This window comes from Acidovorax facilis (assembly GCF_023913775.1).
Classification (GTDB): domain Bacteria; phylum Pseudomonadota; class Gammaproteobacteria; order Burkholderiales; family Burkholderiaceae_C; genus Acidovorax; species Acidovorax facilis.
Genome location: NZ_JAMXAX010000022.1, coordinates 40,117 through 56,765 on the forward strand (window position 1 = coordinate 40,117; position 16,649 = coordinate 56,765).

Here is a 16,649-nt window from a genome sequence, read left to right on the forward strand (position 1 = left end):
GGCTCCCGTCACTTCGAAGTGCGCCGACCAGCTGGCCGCTCTTCGGAAGCAAAGTCCTTGCTGAAGTCCGTCGCCTTCTCACTGATCAGAAAAGCGTACGTGAACTCCCCAGGTTGTAGCGAGACTTGCGGAAAGAAGGTGATAGCCTTGATGCCCTCGCGGTAGAACGCCCCCTCGTTCATGTCGATAGGGACAGTCCCTTCGTTCGTGAGCTTGTAGCGATAGATGTCCAGGTAGCTGCCCTGCATGACGAAGTTCGGCACGATGCGCACGTCATCAATGCGTGCTTCGCCGACTTCCAGTGGCACGGGTGAGAATCCAGGGACGTTCCCTCGAATCGCGCCTACCACCAGCGAGGCCAGCATCGCCTCGAAGTCGTTGGAAGCAGGCTTCACCACGGGGCCAACATCTGGCACGAGCGAAAGCTGCCTGACGGACCGGAAGTTCTCCAGCTTGACCAGCAAGTTCTGGCCCGGGATACCTGCCCTTGGGACAATCGTCAGGCTGATGGTCTGGGTCGGGTTGCCCTTGTCAAAGATGTAGATCCCGATGGGGTCGACACCAGAGGGGAGGTAATACACCTCGCTGCCCGTGATCTTGTGTTTCTCGGACTTCGGGTCGGTAATATCAACCACGATGGGATCTTCGAACGGAGTCGAGATTCGATTCAGAAAATCCGACGAGAGCGTCACCATCTCATTCACGCCCACCCGTGTGTGCAGGACAAAGGGCTTGAATTGTGGATCGTCGGGTTTCAAGCCCGGAAGGCGAATATCGCGGACTTCTGGGGGCGGTGCCATTCCCGCGCGGGTGCGCAGGTCGGCAGCTGCCTTCAACGCTTCGCTGGGCGCGCCGCGTTGGATGACCGTTTGCTTCGACTCCCCCTTGACCGAGACTGCACCTTCTTTCGCTGGAGCCTTCGCCTCCTCGCCTGGACCTGGTTGAGCGAATAACGTGTTTGCAAACGCACTGAGAATCAGCGCGGCAAATGCAGTCCACAATTTTCTGTTGCTATTGAACATGGGCATTAATCGGCCTTAATTGCTGGTTTTTCTTTCAACTCGGTTTGAATCGCCTCCTTCAGGTTGCGTACGGGCAGGTCGCGCTGCACGATAATTCCCTGAGCGTCGATTTCACTGGCTGCCTGGGCCTCTGGAGTTTCCTCTCGGCGCTGCACAGGCTGTCGTGCCGGTTCAATGTCCTCGATCTTGTTCTTCGCTTTCCCCATGAGAATGGTGAGACTCTGTGGAATATTTCCTACATAGGACGTGAAATGCGTAATCCATGGTCTGCCATCGGAAATTGCGACGGTTAGCTCATAGACAATATTCCGCGTCTTATCTACGCCTGCTCCTTTTGTCCGCAGTGTCCCAATCACGAACACCCGATCAGTCTCCTTTTCATAGTGGACTTGACTAGGTGAGAAGTCAGTGCTTACTGCAGCCGCATTCAGGACTGGATCCTTGATTACTTCAAGTGCTTGCCTTCGGAACTCGCCAAATATCGCTGGCGAGACAAAAGTTGACATCGTGTCGATAATTCCGGGCGCGGAGAGCGGCTGGAGATTTGCGACTTGGTTCACAAAGAATAGTCCGAAAGCCTTCTTGTATTCGGCATTTGCCGCCCTGGAACCAATCTCCGCCCCTTGCGTCATTTGCGGAGGGATCACACGCGTGACAACTTCTCGTGAGGAGTAGGAGAACATAAATATCACTGAGGCCATGGCGAGCAGCACGTTCGTGGCAAGCGAACCGGCCAGTGCGAACTGCATCCAGCTCAGGTTTTGTGCGTATTTTTTGAAATCCATTTTTAGTCGTCGAATCGTCGATTGAGGCCGCTGTCGTGAACCGAGTTCATCCGAATCAGCCCGGGCCACCACAGCATATGAAACAACAGGCCTCGCATATTCGATCCCTTAACACGTGCGAATGCTTTTGTGAAAGCTATCGACGCCACGATGGCAAGGAATGTCATATCCCAGAGATAAAGAATCACAAAAATTGTGAGGGCCGGAATAAATTCATCGGCCTCCCAAAAGAGGATATGCGGAGGATCGTCGACGATCGCGGATGGGATATCGATAGTTCTCATTGCAGAATTGCCCTTATCTCGATCACTGGGTTATCTGTAGCCATTACCTTCATTCCGGCCACAACGAACTTCCCGCGCTGATAGCCCGCTGCCAGGAACTTGGGCAAGACCTGCTCTGCCCATGCCTTGTCGATGCCCTCAAGGTCGGTCTCTGTCGCGACGACGAAATCCACCAAGTAGCGTTCCGCGTCTTTTGGCAGGAGCGATGTGGTTTTGACGCCTTGAAGGTCCGCCTCGCCATGGCGTACGGCAACGCGCGCGATCTGCTTCGTCGACAACGCAGCCGAACCGACGGATGCCTTCCCAGGCTTGGTTCTCACGTAACGCACGGGCTTGTCCCAGACGACGATGGCGAGGTCATCGACGCGGTCGGCGTTTCGTGGCCCATAGACCGGCGCGCCCCCCATGTCCGCAAGCCGGTAGGCCTCTTGCCGTGCCGGCAGCGGGGCCGAGCATCCGGCGACCAGCGCGCAAACCGGGATCAGGATGGCCGCAGCCTTCCAGCAGTGGGTAACAAACATGTCTTGCAAGGAGGATTGGTGCATTTGGTGCGTTATGTTACGCCATTCAGCGGCCTGACACCAAGAACAATTTTGTTATCACCTCTGTTTTTCGCGTTTGTTGCGTCAAAACGTATAATTGTTTCGTTACTTTCACCTAAACAAGGAGCCTTCATGCGCCCTGCCTTGCCTGTTCTTTTAGCGTTCTGCGCCGTTGCGCTGACGGGTTGTGCGACGGCACCCGCCCCTTGCTTGTCCTTTGGGGACCAGCACCGCATTTATCGAGCCGAGGCCTCGGGCGTGTACGACGCGTCGGCCCGAGCAGCAGTTCTCAAGAAGATCGGCTGCGAGATCCCGGATCCCCAAGCAAGGGTGTCGCGCCTGGAAGGAAGGCCTGAGCTGGTTGCAAGCGACTCCATCCCGCAAATCTACTCATGGTTTGGCAACTCCCAGGATGCGGCCGCGTGGGCGGCTGGCTACGCCGCGCGTCATCGAAGCGCGGAAGTCAGCCGCGCGCTTGCTCAGGCCTTCGAGCGCAACGAGCGCCCGACAGCCACCGCGCTCTACGCAATGGCCCTGAATCAAGGCAGCGTGGAATCTGCTCATGACCTAGCCTTCGCCTACCTTCACGGCTGGGACGGACAGGCCAAAAGCCCATGGGCGGCGTACTACTGGTACCACCACGGTGCGATGCGAGGCATTCCCGAGAGCCTCAAAGCATGTGTCGCGCTGGAGGAGACCTTGTACGCAGCAACACCCGCATACGTCACGCCTTGCAAGACCATCGCCGCAGGAGGCCTCAAGTGAAGAAGCTTCCACTTCGCCTGCGTCCGGCCTGGCGCACCTACGTTCTGAACATCGGCTGCTCACTCGCCTTTCTGGCACTGGCCCTCTACGTGGGCCTTGACACGTGGTCATCGCCCGTGGTGCAAGAGACGGTCGTGTACTGGCTCAACGGCCTCGCTCTGCTGGCCGCGGGACCTGCCCTGTATTGGCGCTATTCCCACCTCTACGTCCTGGAGGATGGCCGTGTCACCTCGCGAAAGGGCATCTTCAGCGTGAGCACGACCACCGTGATGTTGCGGGACGTGCGGTCTGTGAACATGACTCAGTCGCTCATCGGCCGAATCTTCGATGTCGGCACCCTCACCTTCAACACCGCCGCGGCCGACGAACCCGACGTGCTGTTCGATGACATCTACACGCCAAGAACGGTGATGCAGCTAGCCCAGCGTTGCATCGCCTCTCCCGGAAAAACGTCCACCGATTGAGGAAGTCATGTCGAAACCCAAGCGCACACTTCGCGAGCTTCTCCCTGTCATCGAGTTCGGCGGGCGAGAAGACCTGCTGACGGCAGGATCTATCGCTGCAGGACTGACCCTGGCCAATCCCGGAATCGCATCACTCGCCAGCAGCTTTGTGAGCAGCCTCTCAGCAAGTGCCCCGATTGCGTCGGCTATTTCCGCCGGTGTGATTGGAGCATCGGCAATGGGCCTCTCAGCGGCTGGGGCATGGCGGCTGGGGCGGACCATGCGCGAAGTCGCGCTGTCGCCAAGACGGGCGCACGAGTCCAAGGTGAATATCCTTTCGGATGTAGATCTGCCCTCCCCCGCACGATGGAACGACTGGGACGGGATGATGCTTGGCTATGACGTCGTCACTGGCCGCCCTGTGACCGTGGACTGGGAGCACTGGATGCGACATGCGCTCATTGCAGGGCAATCAGGTGTCGGGAAGACCGTCCTTGCCGAGTGGGTCACACTCCAGCAGATAGCGCGTGGTGGCGGCGTTGTCTTCGTGGACGGAAAGATTGACTCGGACAATCTCCAGAAGATCTATGCGATGGCCTGCTGGGCCGGACGAGCGGCGGACCTACGCGTCATCCATGCTGGAGACCCGAACCTGTCCAACACTTACAACCCGGTCCTGTTTGGGGACCCGGACGAGATCGCCTCCCGCGTCCTGTCGCTCATCCCCGCGAGCGAGGGAAGCCCTGGCACCGACTACTATCGCCAGGCTGCGAATCAGGCCATCGCGACCCTCGTGAATGCTTTCAATGACATTCCGGCAAACCAGCACATCGCCGGCATGCGGGGAATCGGGTACAACTTTCTGGACCTTGCCATTGCATTGCAGTCGCCCGCGGCCATGATGCACCTCGAGCGCCAAGTGAACCTGGACTCCGAAGGCGGGCGGATGTTCAAGCTCTGGCTAGACCAGTTCAAGGTCGCCTCGCGAGAGGCTGGCGGCAATCCGACCCTCGACATGAAGAAGATGCGCGATCTATTCGGCGGGATTGGCGGTCGTCTATATGGCTTCGGGACTGGCAGCTTTGGGCAGTTCACGAACACCTATAGTCCGGAGTGCAACCTGTTCGAAGACATCATGGCGAACAGGATCATCTACGTCGCCCTCCCCACGATGGGAAAGGCCGAAGCGGCGTCGAACTTCGGGAAGATGTTCACCGGGGACTATCGGACCGCCATCAGCTGGATCCAGCAGCTTCCGAAGCATATGCGACCATGGCCCCCAACTCTTGGCCTCTTCGACGAGGCGGGGAGCTACGCCACGCAATCGTGGGCTCGGATGTTCGAGCAAGGTCGATCAGCGCACCAAGCCCTGGTCCCAGCCATTCAGACCATTGCGAACCTGGATTCCGTGAGCCCGGAGTTCCGCTCGATGGTCGTCGGGAACACCTGGACAAAGATCTTCTTCAAGCTCGGTGAAGAGGAGACTGTCGCGGCTGGTTCGGCAATGTTCGGAGAGGAGGAAGCAATGGCCTACAGCGTGAGCAGCAGCCGGTCGTCGGCGACAGGCGCGAGCGAAGGTCAGCTTTCCACGGCGAATCGCACCCGCTCGGACGGCATGGGCATCACGAAGCGCTCCGAGCGTGTACCTCGGGTCCACCCGACGACCTTTCAGAAGTTGGGCAAGGGCGAGGCACTCGTCCTGTATGGCAACTCGCAGATCTACCACATCAAGATTCCCAAGTTCGACTTCACGGCAGACTTCTACAAATCCATCGGGCAGTACGCGGTGAATCGCCTCGCGACTCCTACGGTCAAGGGACTGGACTTCTACAAGAACCCACAGCGGTGGACCTCTTCCGAGAGCCAAGGGGGTACCTCCTCGCGTGGCGCCGGGCGCGGCCTTAGTCCTCTGTAAGGAGCAAGAATGCTGCGAGCCTTGGTCTCCGTTTTCATTGGCTGGAACATCATCGCGCTGTCTGCCGGCGCCCTCTTCTCTGATCAGCCACTGGACCTCATCTACTCCCTGGTGCTCTTCTTGATGGTGATGGCCGCGGCGGGCGCGTTCGCGGCCCTCTCGTTCACCGATTTCGACCTATTCGACTCCGAGTGGAAGGGGCTACTTGGAAGGGCAGCGGGCCAGACGCGCTTCGAAATCAAGAACTCGATGGGTGCCTTGCCGACAGTACGGTTCTACCTAGCGGCCACTCCGGGAACGCCGGCTCAAGAGCTGTGTGTCAAGCGCGCGCGGATCGGCGACATGACAATGTGGTGGGACCCGCAGCTGAGGGGATGGTGGAACCGATATAGGGCGTCGCACCCCGACCATGCTGCGGTCATGACGGCCTGTGCCGAGTTCCTCCAGGCAAATCGGTCCGTGCCAGCAACGTTCCATCCTCAAGGCCACGGGGGAGCCAGTCTTATCGACCACTCGCAGAACGTGGTTCTGATGATGCACCGTCATTGCGCGGAATGGAGATACACGGGGCACCACAACAAGGCAGGGGCAAAGATGTTCGAGCTTCTGGATCGGTCCAAGCCTTCTCACGCGTTCGACGCTGACGACCCGCTGCCACCCCTCGCTGCATTCGCGCACGACATAGGTAAAGCGATCTGCTACCAAGAGGGAAAGGCTGGTGTCTGGACCGAAGTGCATGCGGACCATGACACCATCGGCGCGCGAATTCTGAGGATGCTTCCAGAATGCGAGCGATTGGACACGGCGGAACTGATGCGGCTCCTCATCGCAGTGGGCTACTACCACAAGATCTCCCGCATTCCCGGGACGCCGAGGATCGACGATCGAGCCCGAAGCCTCACTGAACTCCTCTATCGCGTCGACAACCTCACCGGGATTGAGGAGGCAAAGGGCCGTCTCATTGGCACAAGTGAGGACGCACAAGGACCGGTTGACAATGCCGAGCCTGCCCTTTTGGGGAACGCACAGCCTGCGATTCCTGTTCCCTTTCAGAAGCCCATGGATGAAGCCGACGTCGCACAAAGTACCGTGCACGCTTGGGATCAGTCCACCGGTGTACAAGGCATTGCCGCGCCCGCCTCGATGCAGGATTTCGACACGGCCGCCATGGTGGAGCCTGACCGTGCGGAGTTGTGGGGCGAGCTCGCCGGCCGGGAAGTGGAGCCAGAAGTCTCCTATCGAGCCGGGCCACAACGACAAGCAGGACCGCCACCGCAACACGCCGAGTCGATCTCCAACACGTTGAGCTCCTGGGAGGCTCCAAGCATGGACCATGGGCTTCGGTTTGAAGCTCTGCTCGCTCTTCTGCAGGGGGCGCAACATGGAAGCGGCAATCCCAGGGGACGAGGTCTGGCGTATCGGTTCGGAGACTGGGCCTACCTGATGATGGACGAAATCATCGCGGGCCTTCAGGCGAACGGCTACCCTGTGCCCGAAGAACTGCTCCACAGCGCGGACTGTGCCTCGATCTTCGAGCAGAGCATTTGCCGCGTCCTGGAAGACAAACAGGCACTGTTCCGCCTGCACGCGGGGAAATACTATCCGCCATCTGCGTCCATCTTCCTCGTGAAGAAGGAGCCCTCTGCGAGTGTTGCACGGCGGGCGATCATCGCCCTGGCCACGAGCATCGACGTGGAACACTCCGAAGAGGCCAAGCACCCATCGTTTATCGCGGAGCCAGTGTTCCCGTCCCAAGGTGAATCACACGATCAGCTTGTGCAGAGGGCACTCGTGAAGAGGCAGGCGACCGTCGGGAAGAGTCCCTCAAAGAAGAAGGATCTGGGCGGCCCACTAGGCGATCCGCTAGTGTTTGACGCATCGCTGCTATTCGCCTGGCAGACGTCGAACCCGGGCTCGAATCCGATGGTTCGGACAGACATGGGCTCGTTGTTCCTTGTCGAGGCGGTGGAGGCAATGAACATGTTGCCGCCCCAAAGGTCGAGCGTTGCTGAGCATGAAGGACGCAGCTACTACCTGGTACCAAAATCCCCCAGCCGACGCCGATAAGGTGCAAGCTGGGATCCGAGAATGAAAAAAGCCACCCGAAGGTGGCTTTTTGTATTGCGCGATCAGAACTTGTCACGCAGGGAGCGCTTCCAGCGTGCTCGATTCGGACTCTTCGTCCGTGGTGTGACGGGCGATGATCGACTTGTCGATACCTCGCTCTGTCCACCACCGCTTGTAGGCAGGGGTACCCCGCCGCGTCACCACCGAGAAGTAGGGCCCTACCAGTTGGTCCAGGCCCAGGCTGGACATGAGCACCTTGGCCTCTTCCTGCACCGGTTTGAGCTGCGTTTCCGCCTCCGCCAGCCGCTTCACCTGGCCATGGTACATACCAATCGCGTCCTTCAGAGGCACATCCAAAAGCTTGGCACGTGAACAGTTAAAGGCGAGTACCGGCTTGCTCCGGTATCTGTCGATCTCGTCCTCTGTGGCGCCCACTTCCTCGATGATCGCGCGCCAGTCCGTCTTTGGCTTTGGCGTAACCTGCTTCAGCTGGAAGCCGTCTACGCGTTGCCCCTCCGACATGGCTTGGACTAGAGTTTGCTTCGAACCAAGGACCAACTCTTCTGCGGCAAGCCTCTCTCGGATGAGAGGTTCGATCTTCTCGATGAACTCCATGAACCGGGGGCCTCCCGCCGGCGCCACGTTCTTGCGCAACGAGTCGATGAATCGCTCCTCGGCCGCAAGCAACTTTCGCGCAAGGAACTGGAGCTGCCCAGAGTTGTAGGTCACCGTGGCGATGTCCTCGAGCTCGGGATGACCAGCGCAGAAATAGCCCACGAGATCGGGCCTCCAGGTGTCAGGGTGGCCGTGGTAGACCAGGAACTGATGTGCCAGCTGCGGTGTGTAGTACTCCGGGATTTCCTGAAGCAATGCGCGCTGGTAGCACTTCTCGCTGCCCTTGATCTCGGTGATTCGGTCGTCGAAGGAAACACCATCGAACGACGAACGGATCCGCCGGTTGAACTCGCACTCTCCGAACGATGGCATCAGCGGAATGCCTGTCCGCCGTTCGAAGCGTTCACGGATTATTGGCTCAAGCTCAGTGCCCCGCCGCATTGCCTCATTGGTCTGCACCTTGAAGCAGTCATAGCCGCGCTTTTCGAAGAACAGCGCGTTGATGTGTCGGACCCACGAAGGGGGTTCGACCAGGCCTTCGGCGGCTGCGATGATGATTGCATCAGAGCCGCCTATCCCACGCTGGCGCCACTTGTGCCATTCGGCGGTGTCAGGTGTGCCGGACTGCGCCTTGAAGTTTACGTAGATCATGAATTCTCCTGTTTATGAACCCGGCCTCGCCGGTACAGGGAGAATTGACGACCCGCGGCTAGTAACCGCCCCTACGGATGCCGCGTTGCCGCATCGATTGCCGCGACTCGTTGCATGACCTCATCAGGAATGCGCTGAACACACGCATGCTCGTAGGAGATGTAGGTGGCCTTCTTGACCCCGAGCGCGGCGGCCATCTCGGCCTGTGTCAAGCCATGGCGCTTGCGGACGGCCTTGAAGACCTCCGCCTGGTCCTTGCTGCCGCTCCCATACTGATTGCGCACCCGGCCTGCGGCCGCGCGCGCGACGTCTTCTTGGGCGAGCGTCTCGAAGTCCAGGTCCCCGCCAGCTGCCGCCCGCACGCTATCGCAAAGTGTCGCGAACGCCCTACTTGAGTCCAGGTGCTGTTCCACCTCCACTGCCACGTCATCCCGCGCAGGCAAGGCGTCCAGGACGTGTGCGTGATCACCTTCGGGATCGTCTCGGACGACCGGGCGGTGTTCATCGTACTTTCGACGGAGTGCGCCAGCAATGAGAAATGCGCAGCGATATGCAAGGCCGGCAAGGGGGCGATCGTCGATTTCGTGCTTGCTCAGCTCGATCCAGGTGTCTTGCTCGACGTCGTCTACATGGTGCATCGCGCCGCGCTTGTAGCAAGCCAGCTGTACAGATCGGCGCACGGCAGCCCGTATAGCCGGGTCGCGGCTCAGGTGAAAAGCGTTGGCCATGTGAACACACGTCGCTTGGCGATAGAGAGCTGTGTAGGGTTGGCGCCGATGAGAAAGCAGCGCATGGCATCGCCTGTCCCCGTGACGCCCACAACACCCCGCGCAATCATCTCGTCGAGAAGCTGCGGAGCCTGCCCATGGCTTCGGCACGCTTCGACCGCTTCGGCAAACGGCATCCCGGGGTATTGCCAGAGATCCGCGGCGACCTGCTCCGCTTTCCGGTACTGAGGGAACGCATGAAACACCATGTCGCCGATTTCCGCAGGGATTCGATCCGAGAGCAAAGGGAGGCTTCGGTGAAGCGGCGCGTCTCGCAGCCAGAGTTCATACATAGTGCGCAGCTGGACGACCTCAGGCCTGCAGCTCAATGCTTCGCAGGAGAGGTGGAAAGACACCCCCTTCGCGTCTTTTGCCCCGTTGACAAACAGCCATTGCACCGCCCTCCAGCGGGATTCTTGGCTGGAACCTTTGGAGGTGAGCACCTTAATGTGCCTTTTGAGCCTCATGACGATCCAACGCGTCTCGGGCTCGTAGTCCTCGTCTGTTACCTCTGGGGTCTGGCGGTCATCTTCAGCAGCGTCAGCAACCCGGTCGAACAATTCGGCCATCTCGCTGTCAGCTGGCGTGAGCGTGTTCTCGAACGCGAACGGATCGAAATCTTCAGGCACCGCCTCGTCATCGAACTCCGACAGTTCGTCGAGATCTCCGGGCCCTCCAGACGTGGACAAATCCATGTAAAACCTCAGCCAGCGTTGTCGAGGGCCTCGTCACTACCTCCAGTCGGGCCGCCTTCGATCGGCGCCGTGTCCGGGGATTGTTTGGCGACCGCCTCCCTGCGACGCAACATTTCGTCGCGGTACGTCGTGATCCAACCAGGCACGGAAAGAATGTCCTGCCCCTGATTGGCACGCTGCAGCAGGTCCGTCTCGATGTACACGACGTCGCTGATGATGCCCTGGCCGTCAGGGGCGGGAACGATCTTGCGACGCAGCCTGCCCGCGACCTTGATAGCCACTCCAGGGTGCTTTACCCGCTCGAGTTGGGGTCGAACTTGCGAACCCACCAGGCGAATGGGAAGCGACTTGTCCCGTTCTTCGTGCTGGCGAATGTCGACTCGCCCATGGCCATGCTCTTGGTACTCGTTCGGCGGGACGTAGGAACGGCGATCGACGAACCCTGCAATCATCACTCGGTTGCCGTTGTTGTCCAGCGCGCCTGTCCGGTTGCTACCGCGCGTCATTTCGTACATTTCAATGATGGCCGAGATCGCCTCGTCTTGACTGTTTTCCTCCTTGAGGAGATCCAAGAACTCCTTCTTGATCGAGCCATCGCGGTGGTACGGAAGCTTGATCTCGCCCATCAAATGCTCCAGCTTCTCGGAAGAGATTTTGTTTCGGAAGCCAAGCAGGAAGTTGCTCATCGGTGGCATGGTCAGCACCGACGGATCGCTGACCGAGACCACGACCGGCTTAACGCTCGTGCCCGAGTCGGTGATGTGGGAGTAGCAGTGGACCACCACCGTTTTGATGGAATTGCGCGGCGGCATCCGGTAGCCCAGGTTCGGCAGGAAGACCGGGATGTCGAGCTGCTCGTTGCCAGTCTGGCGGACATAGAAGCGGTCGCGCTCTTCGGTGATGACGATGGCACCTGTCAGGTAGCCAATGTTGAGCATTGCATTGACGAAGCGAAAGTTTGCGTTGGCACCGGCCATGTTGGCTCCTCGGAAGAAGAAGGCGTTATTAGTACGCGGATTGTACCAAATAGGACTCGACCGAAACAATTAGTGATAACAATTTTGCAGCACTCGCGCCAAAGAAAAAGGCCCGCGCAGGGCGGGCCTTTTGGTGTGATGCAAGCTGGTCATGGGCTTGAGGCCCCTCTCAGGGTCTTGAGGTAGTCATTCCAGTCGTTCCCGGCGGGTGCGGGATCGTCGATGACATTCAGCTCAAGGGTTGCCAGCTCCCCAGAGATCTTCGCCATCGCGTCCCTGCCTGGTTCATCGTTGTCCAGGCCGGTGTGGAATGTCGAGTAGCCGTGTGCTTTCATGCTCGAAAACCATTCAACCTGCCATGAATTTGTCCCAGGAATACCCATGATCGATCTCGTTTCACCGAGCTCAATACAGGACAGGACGTCAATTAGGCCTTCGACAATTTTGACCTCCTTTTCCGCCTTGATGAAGTATGGATAATTCAGAGAACCAAATCTCAGTGCCTTTTTAAAGGTTTCTGATTCTTCGACCATTCTGAACTCTACCGCACAATCCTTGGGCAATATACCCACGACGGGTCTGAAGGCCGCCGCAGGCCATTTCTTTGGCGCTGTCAGTAATCCGCAGTTCTCGGCTACATCTTGACCGCCAAGCACTTCGAAGATCATCTTTCTAGCAAGATGCACGTCACTCGGGAGAAATCGCAATTGGTCTGCCTCCACCATCTTCTCAATGGAGGCCGAAGAAATGCAACGTCCCCGCAGATATGCGAATACCTTGTCGTCTGGATGTTTCGATAGGCCCTCTCGCAGCAGTTGGATATGCGAGCGAGACATCGCGCTGCTCGGCCGAGATGGCCGTTGCGGCGGACAGGGCTCTTTCGCGTCCGAGGGCGCGAACCGTACCCCATTGCGCGTTCGGGCGAACGCATCTGCCGTTGAGCAGCCGGTGGCCGCTACGATGAAATCCACAATGTCACCATGACTGCCGCATGCCTGGCATTTCCAACGCTCCTTATCATCCTTCCCAAAAAAGATGCAGAAGCGATTGGAGTGCGGGGTTCCGATGCCACAAGTTGGGCACCGCGGCCCCCCGAACGTGCGTCCTTGCTTTCGAACGGGATAGCTGAGATCCAGCGCTGTTTGTACGAGTGACATGGAGCCCTCCGTTGTTGATACAGCACTACTTGCGCTCAGTGCGCGGATAACTGCCCGGGAGAGATCGCGAGGTCTTCGACGTTTCCGCCATTGTTGCGGTAGGCAATGAACCACTCAGGCCTCTTTCCGGCACCAGACCACGTGATACTCGCGTCCAGAGGATGGCGATAACGAGGCTCGCCCTTCGACTTGCGTCTATTGGCTGGGATCGCGAGAACCCGGGAGAACATGATCTCCTTTTCCCAGGGTTTGACGATTTCTAGGATCACCTCGGCGAGCGGGCGCTTTCGTAGTCTAGACAGCTCGGCGATGGATTCGCGAATGGAGTCGTACGACTCCTTCACGCGCTGATCGACTTCTTTTCGCACCCCCTCCATTCGGTCCATTGCGGCTTCCAGATCGCCCAGTGGCTCAGGGATACTGTCATTTGCTGGTTTGCTTCCTTGCATTTCCGGCTTAAACTCCATTAATACTCGTGCGGTGCTACAATTCAAGATCGGGAGTAATAATCTTGGCTGCAAAACCTTTCCTATTCGCATTGTGTGCACTTGGGCCGTCCGTATCGATGGCTTCCCAGTCCCCGGATTCCACGAGCAACGCCGTTTTGGTAACTGTGCTCATTTTTATCGGCATTCTGGTTTTGGTGTCTGAGAAGCTGAGGACATTTGCGGCCTGGTTGGTGGTGAAACCTTTCATTTCTTTTGGCAAGGCCCATGTTTCGCTGGCGAAGCATTTGTTGCCGAAGGATGTTGTGTTTCCTGACGTGGCCAAGCGGACTGCCACGGATCAAACCCCTTGACGGCGGCCTGTCTAGGCTGCGTCCAACTCGATCTTGAAGGGTCGCATCCGCCCACTCGGGGTGCCTGCCACCCCGTAGACGTCTGATTCACTGAGGGACCTGACGGACGTTGCAAATCCCGTGACCTTCCCGTTGGCGTAGCGTGCTTCAAGGACCTGCGCAACGCACCGATTCGCCGCCTCGAAGTCTAGGTCATGGAACAGTGTCATCCCGAAGTCGTCGACCATCAGGAAGTCATACTCCGAGAGGAGCGACATGAGGCTGCTGCCTTGGTGGGACTCTTCCGCGAGAAGCGCCTGGACCATGTCATACGCCGTGACGTAGATTGCTGATAGCCCTGCATGGCCCATCTCGCGCACTAGAGCGATGGATGTATGCGTTTTCCCATGGCCGTGCTCTGCGACCAGCACCAGATCGCAGTCGGTGAGGTGTTTGCTGACCTGAAGTACGTATCGATCCAGGAGTCGCGCAGCTCCCGGGAAGAACGAGGCCACGCTTCGGACGTTGGCTTGCGAATACTTGGCCGGTGGGTTCGTGCTCATCAACCCCGCGTTGAGGAACAAAACCGACCGGACTGCTGAAAGATCTGACACTCGCGACCCCTCGTGAAAACAAATGGTACCGCAAATGATACCATTTGTTATAGATCACAGGGGATTTCGCGTATCAAATAGTGTCGCTTTGGGCTTTGTTTGTTACGTTCTTGCTGCACAGAGTTGGAACTGCTGCAGCACGGCCTTGCCGAGCGCAGTGCCAGAGCTCGGGGTCGCCTCCAGCAGGTCTGCAAGCCCTGTCAAGCCCTCCATCCCACCCGAGAAGAGCCAATTCCGCATGTCGTAGAGAGCAGCGCGAGCCTCTTCAATCGACTCAAAAACCAAAATGGTGTCAAGTCCTTCGCTAAGCCATGACAGTGTGGCCTCGTACTCGTTGATGGGTTCTATCGAGTAGGTGCCGTCATCCTTTGTATAGGCATCGGCGCGATAAAGCTTTGCATGCATTCCCTGGTCCATCAGCACGTCGTAGAGCCATTCCTGCTCTGTACCAATGAGTTCGCTTGGAGCTGGGTTGCCGAGGCGCCCGAGCAATTCCTTAGCCGTGATTCGCTCGAACATCACACGATCAGTCACGTGGCAAATCGTCTTGCGCTCCAGTTGAACCTGGGCAACGAACGATTCCATGTCTGGTGCAGACCAGCACTTCGGCAATCCCTTTTTTGGTACCTCAACAACGTAAAGCATGCGTCCCTCGAAGCAAACGAAATGACAATTATGAGTTATTGTCACGAATTGTAGCAGTCAATACTTTCTCATTCCCGACAAAGGTGTAACAATACATTGTTAACTGCCAAGGTATTGACCACGAGCAGGATCGCAGGCTAGCTCCAATTGTTCCAGGGTGATCCGCCCCTCACGGGAACTGGTGGCAAAGACAATACGCTGCACCACGTCGGTGCTTGGGGACAACATATAGACAGCGCCTGCAGCCCGAGCAATTGCAATGGCCGGGCGCCTCAATGTGGCAGAGACCGCCATCGCGTTTGCGAGTGCCCGCCACATCTCCCTCGAGCTGAATTGGGCCGTCCAAAGATCGGATGTGTGCTCGGGGCCATGGCCGCTGCCTGAAAGGACGATGAGGCCGTCACCCAGCTCAAACAAGGCCTCGGGATCTGCCCGCCAAGCTCCAAGGCTGGCACTCTCGCCAGAAAGCGACAGCTGCACTGGCAGACGGCCAATGAGCATCGGGAGATCGCGCCTCACTGGAGGGAAGCCGGCAATTGCTCTTGGCGAGTGAAAGGCAGCCTGTACTCGAACACCAAGGCGATCGGCAGTTGCGTCCCATCGGATCGGGCTTGCTTTCAAGGTGCCCCCCCTGCCCGCTCACGCTCCTGGGCACGCTTGATCGCGGCGCGGATAACTTCGGCCGTCCGGAGCATCGACTCATCGGCCAATTCTCGCGAAGCTGCGGGTAGAACGAGAGCGTCGTTGTTGCGCGCCGCGCTGGCTTCGCTGGCCTGTTCCGCGTGCAGATGCTCGACGTTCCGCACCTGGCGACTGTCACTGCCAATGAGCGGCTCACCGGCCGGAGTAAGCACGGCGAGGCCGATCGCGCCGATGGCCACGCCCACCATCGCGCTCACGCCGGCGGCCACGGATGCGCGCCAGGTTGTGCCAGTTTTCAGTCCAGGGCCAACAGCCTTCAAGTCATCTGCAGGCTCAGGCGCGGTTTTGGTGTCGCGCCGCGGAAGCTCAAACGGAATCCATCCGCCGGGCCCGCCAAGGTCCAGCTCTGTCCCAATCGCAATCATTCAGCACCTTTGATTTGTTACCTCATGCAATTCTATTTGTTGTGCGCAGTTATCTCAAAGTCTCCTGCAAGTGTGGCTGTACTGCTTGCGCAGGTTTTTCTGGAGATTCCAATGAAGTTCTATACCGTGGTTGCACAAGATGGCCTCACCTATGTGGAACCGTTCGTTCGCTCGCCCGCGTCATCGCTTTCCGTCGTGCGGGCCTCAGCCCATCATTTCGCTCATCAGGTCGCCAGTGGGTGCCGATCATTCTGGAATTGGTGCTGATGCAGTACCGCAGTAGCGCTACAAGGCCAGCATGCGCGCCAGCTGTTCCGCCTGATGGTGGTTTCGTCGACCTCTACAGCTCTCTTGAGGGGTTTGACGGTGACGTCGAGCGCCTTTCGTACGTATCGCATAATTGCTATCGCGGCCAGACCATCTTGCCGGTTGAGGATGTGCCCTTCTAGGAGGGCTGATTTGACGCCCCATAGCGGCCGCCGTCGAACCGATTGCACCAAATGGTGTGTTCCATCCCAAATGCCGGCAGTAACAACTGTCGGCATTTTTTATGCGCAAAACGTTTTTCGTCCTGGCTCTGTGCGTTGCTTTGGCTAACTGCGCGGGCTCACCCAACAATCGCTCGCGTTACGGAACAATCAAGGAGGTGACCCTGGAGAAGGTGTACACGCGAGGCGCGTCAACCGGCGCTATGGTCGGTACGGCAGTCGGGATGCTATCCGGCAGCCTGAGCGTAAGCGACCAGCCGTACCACCTTGAACAGTCCCGCGACATCTCGCAAGATCGTGTGCACGTAAACCATCGTGGACACCATGCTCAAAGATTCAGAGACACCGAGATATGCGACGCGGCGTACCCAC

18 protein-coding genes are annotated in these 16,649 nt (G+C 58.4%); 4 read left to right on the forward strand and 14 right to left on the reverse strand.

The window, feature by feature from the left end:
- Positions 1–8: 8 nt before the first annotated feature.
- The 4 genes from NFX52_RS09505 to NFX52_RS09520 are packed head-to-tail and all read right to left on the reverse strand — an operon-like array spanning position 9 to position 2,636.
- Positions 9–1,028: a TraK domain-containing protein gene (locus tag NFX52_RS09505; protein WP_055400063.1), complete on the reverse strand. Its 1,020-nt coding sequence runs from the start codon at positions 1,026–1,028 to the stop codon at positions 9–11.
- Positions 1,028–1,807, reverse strand: coding sequence for a TraE/TraK family type IV conjugative transfer system protein (locus NFX52_RS09510; RefSeq protein ID WP_055400061.1), 780 nt, complete (start codon positions 1,805–1,807; stop codon positions 1,028–1,030). Before NFX52_RS09510 ends, NFX52_RS09505 begins: the two co-directional genes overlap by 1 nt.
- Positions 1,808–1,809: 2 nt before the next feature.
- Complete coding sequence (gene traL, locus NFX52_RS09515) at positions 1,810–2,091, reverse strand: type IV conjugative transfer system protein TraL (RefSeq protein WP_055400059.1); 282 nt, start codon at positions 2,089–2,091, stop codon at positions 1,810–1,812.
- Entirely contained in the window at positions 2,088–2,636 is a 549-nt protein-coding gene (locus NFX52_RS09520) for a hypothetical protein (RefSeq protein WP_055400057.1), read from the reverse strand. The genes traL and NFX52_RS09520 overlap by 4 nt, the downstream gene beginning before the upstream one ends.
- A 129-nt stretch (positions 2,637–2,765) precedes the next feature.
- On the opposite strand from NFX52_RS09520, the gene NFX52_RS09525 reads away from it, so the two are divergent.
- The 4 genes from NFX52_RS09525 to NFX52_RS09540 are packed head-to-tail and all read left to right on the forward strand — an operon-like array spanning position 2,766 to position 7,823.
- Positions 2,766–3,398, forward strand: a complete 633-nt coding sequence (locus NFX52_RS09525) for an SEL1-like repeat protein (protein ID WP_055400055.1) — start codon at positions 2,766–2,768, stop codon at positions 3,396–3,398.
- Positions 3,395–3,862 carry a PH domain-containing protein gene (locus NFX52_RS09530; protein ID WP_055400053.1) on the forward strand — a complete coding sequence of 156 codons (468 nt, stop codon included), beginning with the start codon at positions 3,395–3,397 and terminating at the stop codon, positions 3,860–3,862. The genes NFX52_RS09525 and NFX52_RS09530 overlap by 4 nt, the downstream gene beginning before the upstream one ends.
- Positions 3,863–3,869: 7 nt before the next feature.
- Complete coding sequence (locus NFX52_RS09535) at positions 3,870–5,756, forward strand: type IV secretory system conjugative DNA transfer family protein (RefSeq protein ID WP_082437524.1); 1,887 nt, start codon at positions 3,870–3,872, stop codon at positions 5,754–5,756.
- A 9-nt stretch (positions 5,757–5,765) separates the two neighbouring features.
- A complete protein-coding gene (locus NFX52_RS09540) occupies positions 5,766–7,823 on the forward strand; it encodes an HD domain-containing protein (RefSeq protein ID WP_055400050.1) in 2,058 nt (685 codons plus the stop codon).
- 72 nt (positions 7,824–7,895) lie between these two features.
- Here the strand turns inward: NFX52_RS09540 and NFX52_RS09545 are convergent, their stop codons facing one another.
- The 10 genes from NFX52_RS09545 to NFX52_RS09590 all read right to left on the reverse strand — a co-directional run bounded on the left by NFX52_RS09545 (position 7,896) and on the right by NFX52_RS09590 (position 15,789).
- Complete coding sequence (locus NFX52_RS09545) at positions 7,896–9,089, reverse strand: YqaJ viral recombinase family protein (RefSeq protein ID WP_252635615.1); 1,194 nt, start codon at positions 9,087–9,089, stop codon at positions 7,896–7,898.
- Between the two features lie 71 nt (positions 9,090–9,160).
- Positions 9,161–9,817, reverse strand: coding sequence for a helix-turn-helix transcriptional regulator (locus NFX52_RS09550; RefSeq protein ID WP_055400046.1), 657 nt, complete (start codon positions 9,815–9,817; stop codon positions 9,161–9,163).
- Complete coding sequence (locus NFX52_RS09555) at positions 9,796–10,551, reverse strand: hypothetical protein (protein WP_055400044.1); 756 nt, start codon at positions 10,549–10,551, stop codon at positions 9,796–9,798. Before NFX52_RS09555 ends, NFX52_RS09550 begins: the two co-directional genes overlap by 22 nt.
- An 8-nt stretch (positions 10,552–10,559) precedes the next feature.
- On the reverse strand, positions 10,560–11,528 hold the full coding sequence (locus NFX52_RS09560; RefSeq protein WP_055400042.1) for a hypothetical protein: 969 nt from the start codon (positions 11,526–11,528) through the stop codon (positions 10,560–10,562).
- A gap of 149 nt (positions 11,529–11,677) precedes the next feature.
- Positions 11,678–12,685 carry a toprim domain-containing protein gene (locus NFX52_RS09565; RefSeq protein ID WP_082437523.1) on the reverse strand — a complete coding sequence of 336 codons (1,008 nt, stop codon included), beginning with the start codon at positions 12,683–12,685 and terminating at the stop codon, positions 11,678–11,680.
- Between the two features lie 35 nt (positions 12,686–12,720).
- The gene (locus NFX52_RS09570) at positions 12,721–13,152 is read right to left on the reverse strand and encodes an H-NS histone family protein (RefSeq protein ID WP_055400039.1); all 432 of its coding nucleotides are present in this window, start codon (positions 13,150–13,152) and stop codon (positions 12,721–12,723) included.
- A gap of 16 nt (positions 13,153–13,168) precedes the next feature.
- On the reverse strand, positions 13,169–13,468 hold the full coding sequence (locus NFX52_RS09575) for a hypothetical protein (RefSeq protein ID WP_156358789.1): 300 nt from the start codon (positions 13,466–13,468) through the stop codon (positions 13,169–13,171).
- Positions 13,469–13,495: 27 nt separating this feature from the next.
- Positions 13,496–14,026 (reverse strand): ATP-binding protein, encoded by a 531-nt coding sequence (locus tag NFX52_RS09580; RefSeq protein ID WP_156358788.1) that lies wholly within the window; start codon positions 14,024–14,026, stop codon positions 13,496–13,498.
- Positions 14,027–14,179: 153 nt separating this feature from the next.
- Complete coding sequence (locus NFX52_RS09585; protein WP_055400033.1) at positions 14,180–14,662, reverse strand: hypothetical protein; 483 nt, start codon at positions 14,660–14,662, stop codon at positions 14,180–14,182.
- Positions 14,663–15,339: 677 nt separating this feature from the next.
- Complete coding sequence (locus NFX52_RS09590) at positions 15,340–15,789, reverse strand: hypothetical protein (protein WP_055400029.1); 450 nt, start codon at positions 15,787–15,789, stop codon at positions 15,340–15,342.
- Positions 15,790–16,649 lie beyond the last annotated feature (860 nt).

Coding starts and splice junctions, on each gene's coding strand:
- NFX52_RS09590 (WP_055400029.1), bottom strand. CDS start 15,789: ATGATTGCGATTGGGACAGAGCTGGACCTTGGCGGGCCCGGCGGATGG.
- NFX52_RS09580 (WP_156358788.1), bottom strand. CDS start 14,026: ATGAGCACGAACCCACCGGCCAAGTATTCGCAAGCCAACGTCCGAAGC.
- NFX52_RS09540 (WP_055400050.1), top strand. CDS start 5,766: ATGCTGCGAGCCTTGGTCTCCGTTTTCATTGGCTGGAACATCATCGCG.
- NFX52_RS09535 (WP_082437524.1), top strand. CDS start 3,870: ATGTCGAAACCCAAGCGCACACTTCGCGAGCTTCTCCCTGTCATCGAG.
- NFX52_RS09545 (WP_252635615.1), bottom strand. CDS start 9,089: ATGATCTACGTAAACTTCAAGGCGCAGTCCGGCACACCTGACACCGCC.
- NFX52_RS09585 (WP_055400033.1), bottom strand. CDS start 14,662: ATGGAATCGTTCGTTGCCCAGGTTCAACTGGAGCGCAAGACGATTTGC.
- NFX52_RS09520 (WP_055400057.1), bottom strand. CDS start 2,636: ATGCACCAATCCTCCTTGCAAGACATGTTTGTTACCCACTGCTGGAAG.
- NFX52_RS09510 (WP_055400061.1), bottom strand. CDS start 1,807: ATGGATTTCAAAAAATACGCACAAAACCTGAGCTGGATGCAGTTCGCA.
- NFX52_RS09550 (WP_055400046.1), bottom strand. CDS start 9,817: ATGGCCAACGCTTTTCACCTGAGCCGCGACCCGGCTATACGGGCTGCC.
- NFX52_RS09560 (WP_055400042.1), bottom strand. CDS start 11,528: ATGGCCGGTGCCAACGCAAACTTTCGCTTCGTCAATGCAATGCTCAAC.
- NFX52_RS09525 (WP_055400055.1), top strand. CDS start 2,766: ATGCGCCCTGCCTTGCCTGTTCTTTTAGCGTTCTGCGCCGTTGCGCTG.
- NFX52_RS09555 (WP_055400044.1), bottom strand. CDS start 10,551: ATGGATTTGTCCACGTCTGGAGGGCCCGGAGATCTCGACGAACTGTCG.
- traL (WP_055400059.1), bottom strand. CDS start 2,091: ATGAGAACTATCGATATCCCATCCGCGATCGTCGACGATCCTCCGCAT.
- NFX52_RS09570 (WP_055400039.1), bottom strand. CDS start 13,152: ATGGAGTTTAAGCCGGAAATGCAAGGAAGCAAACCAGCAAATGACAGT.
- NFX52_RS09505 (WP_055400063.1), bottom strand. CDS start 1,028: ATGCCCATGTTCAATAGCAACAGAAAATTGTGGACTGCATTTGCCGCG.
- NFX52_RS09565 (WP_082437523.1), bottom strand. CDS start 12,685: ATGTCACTCGTACAAACAGCGCTGGATCTCAGCTATCCCGTTCGAAAG.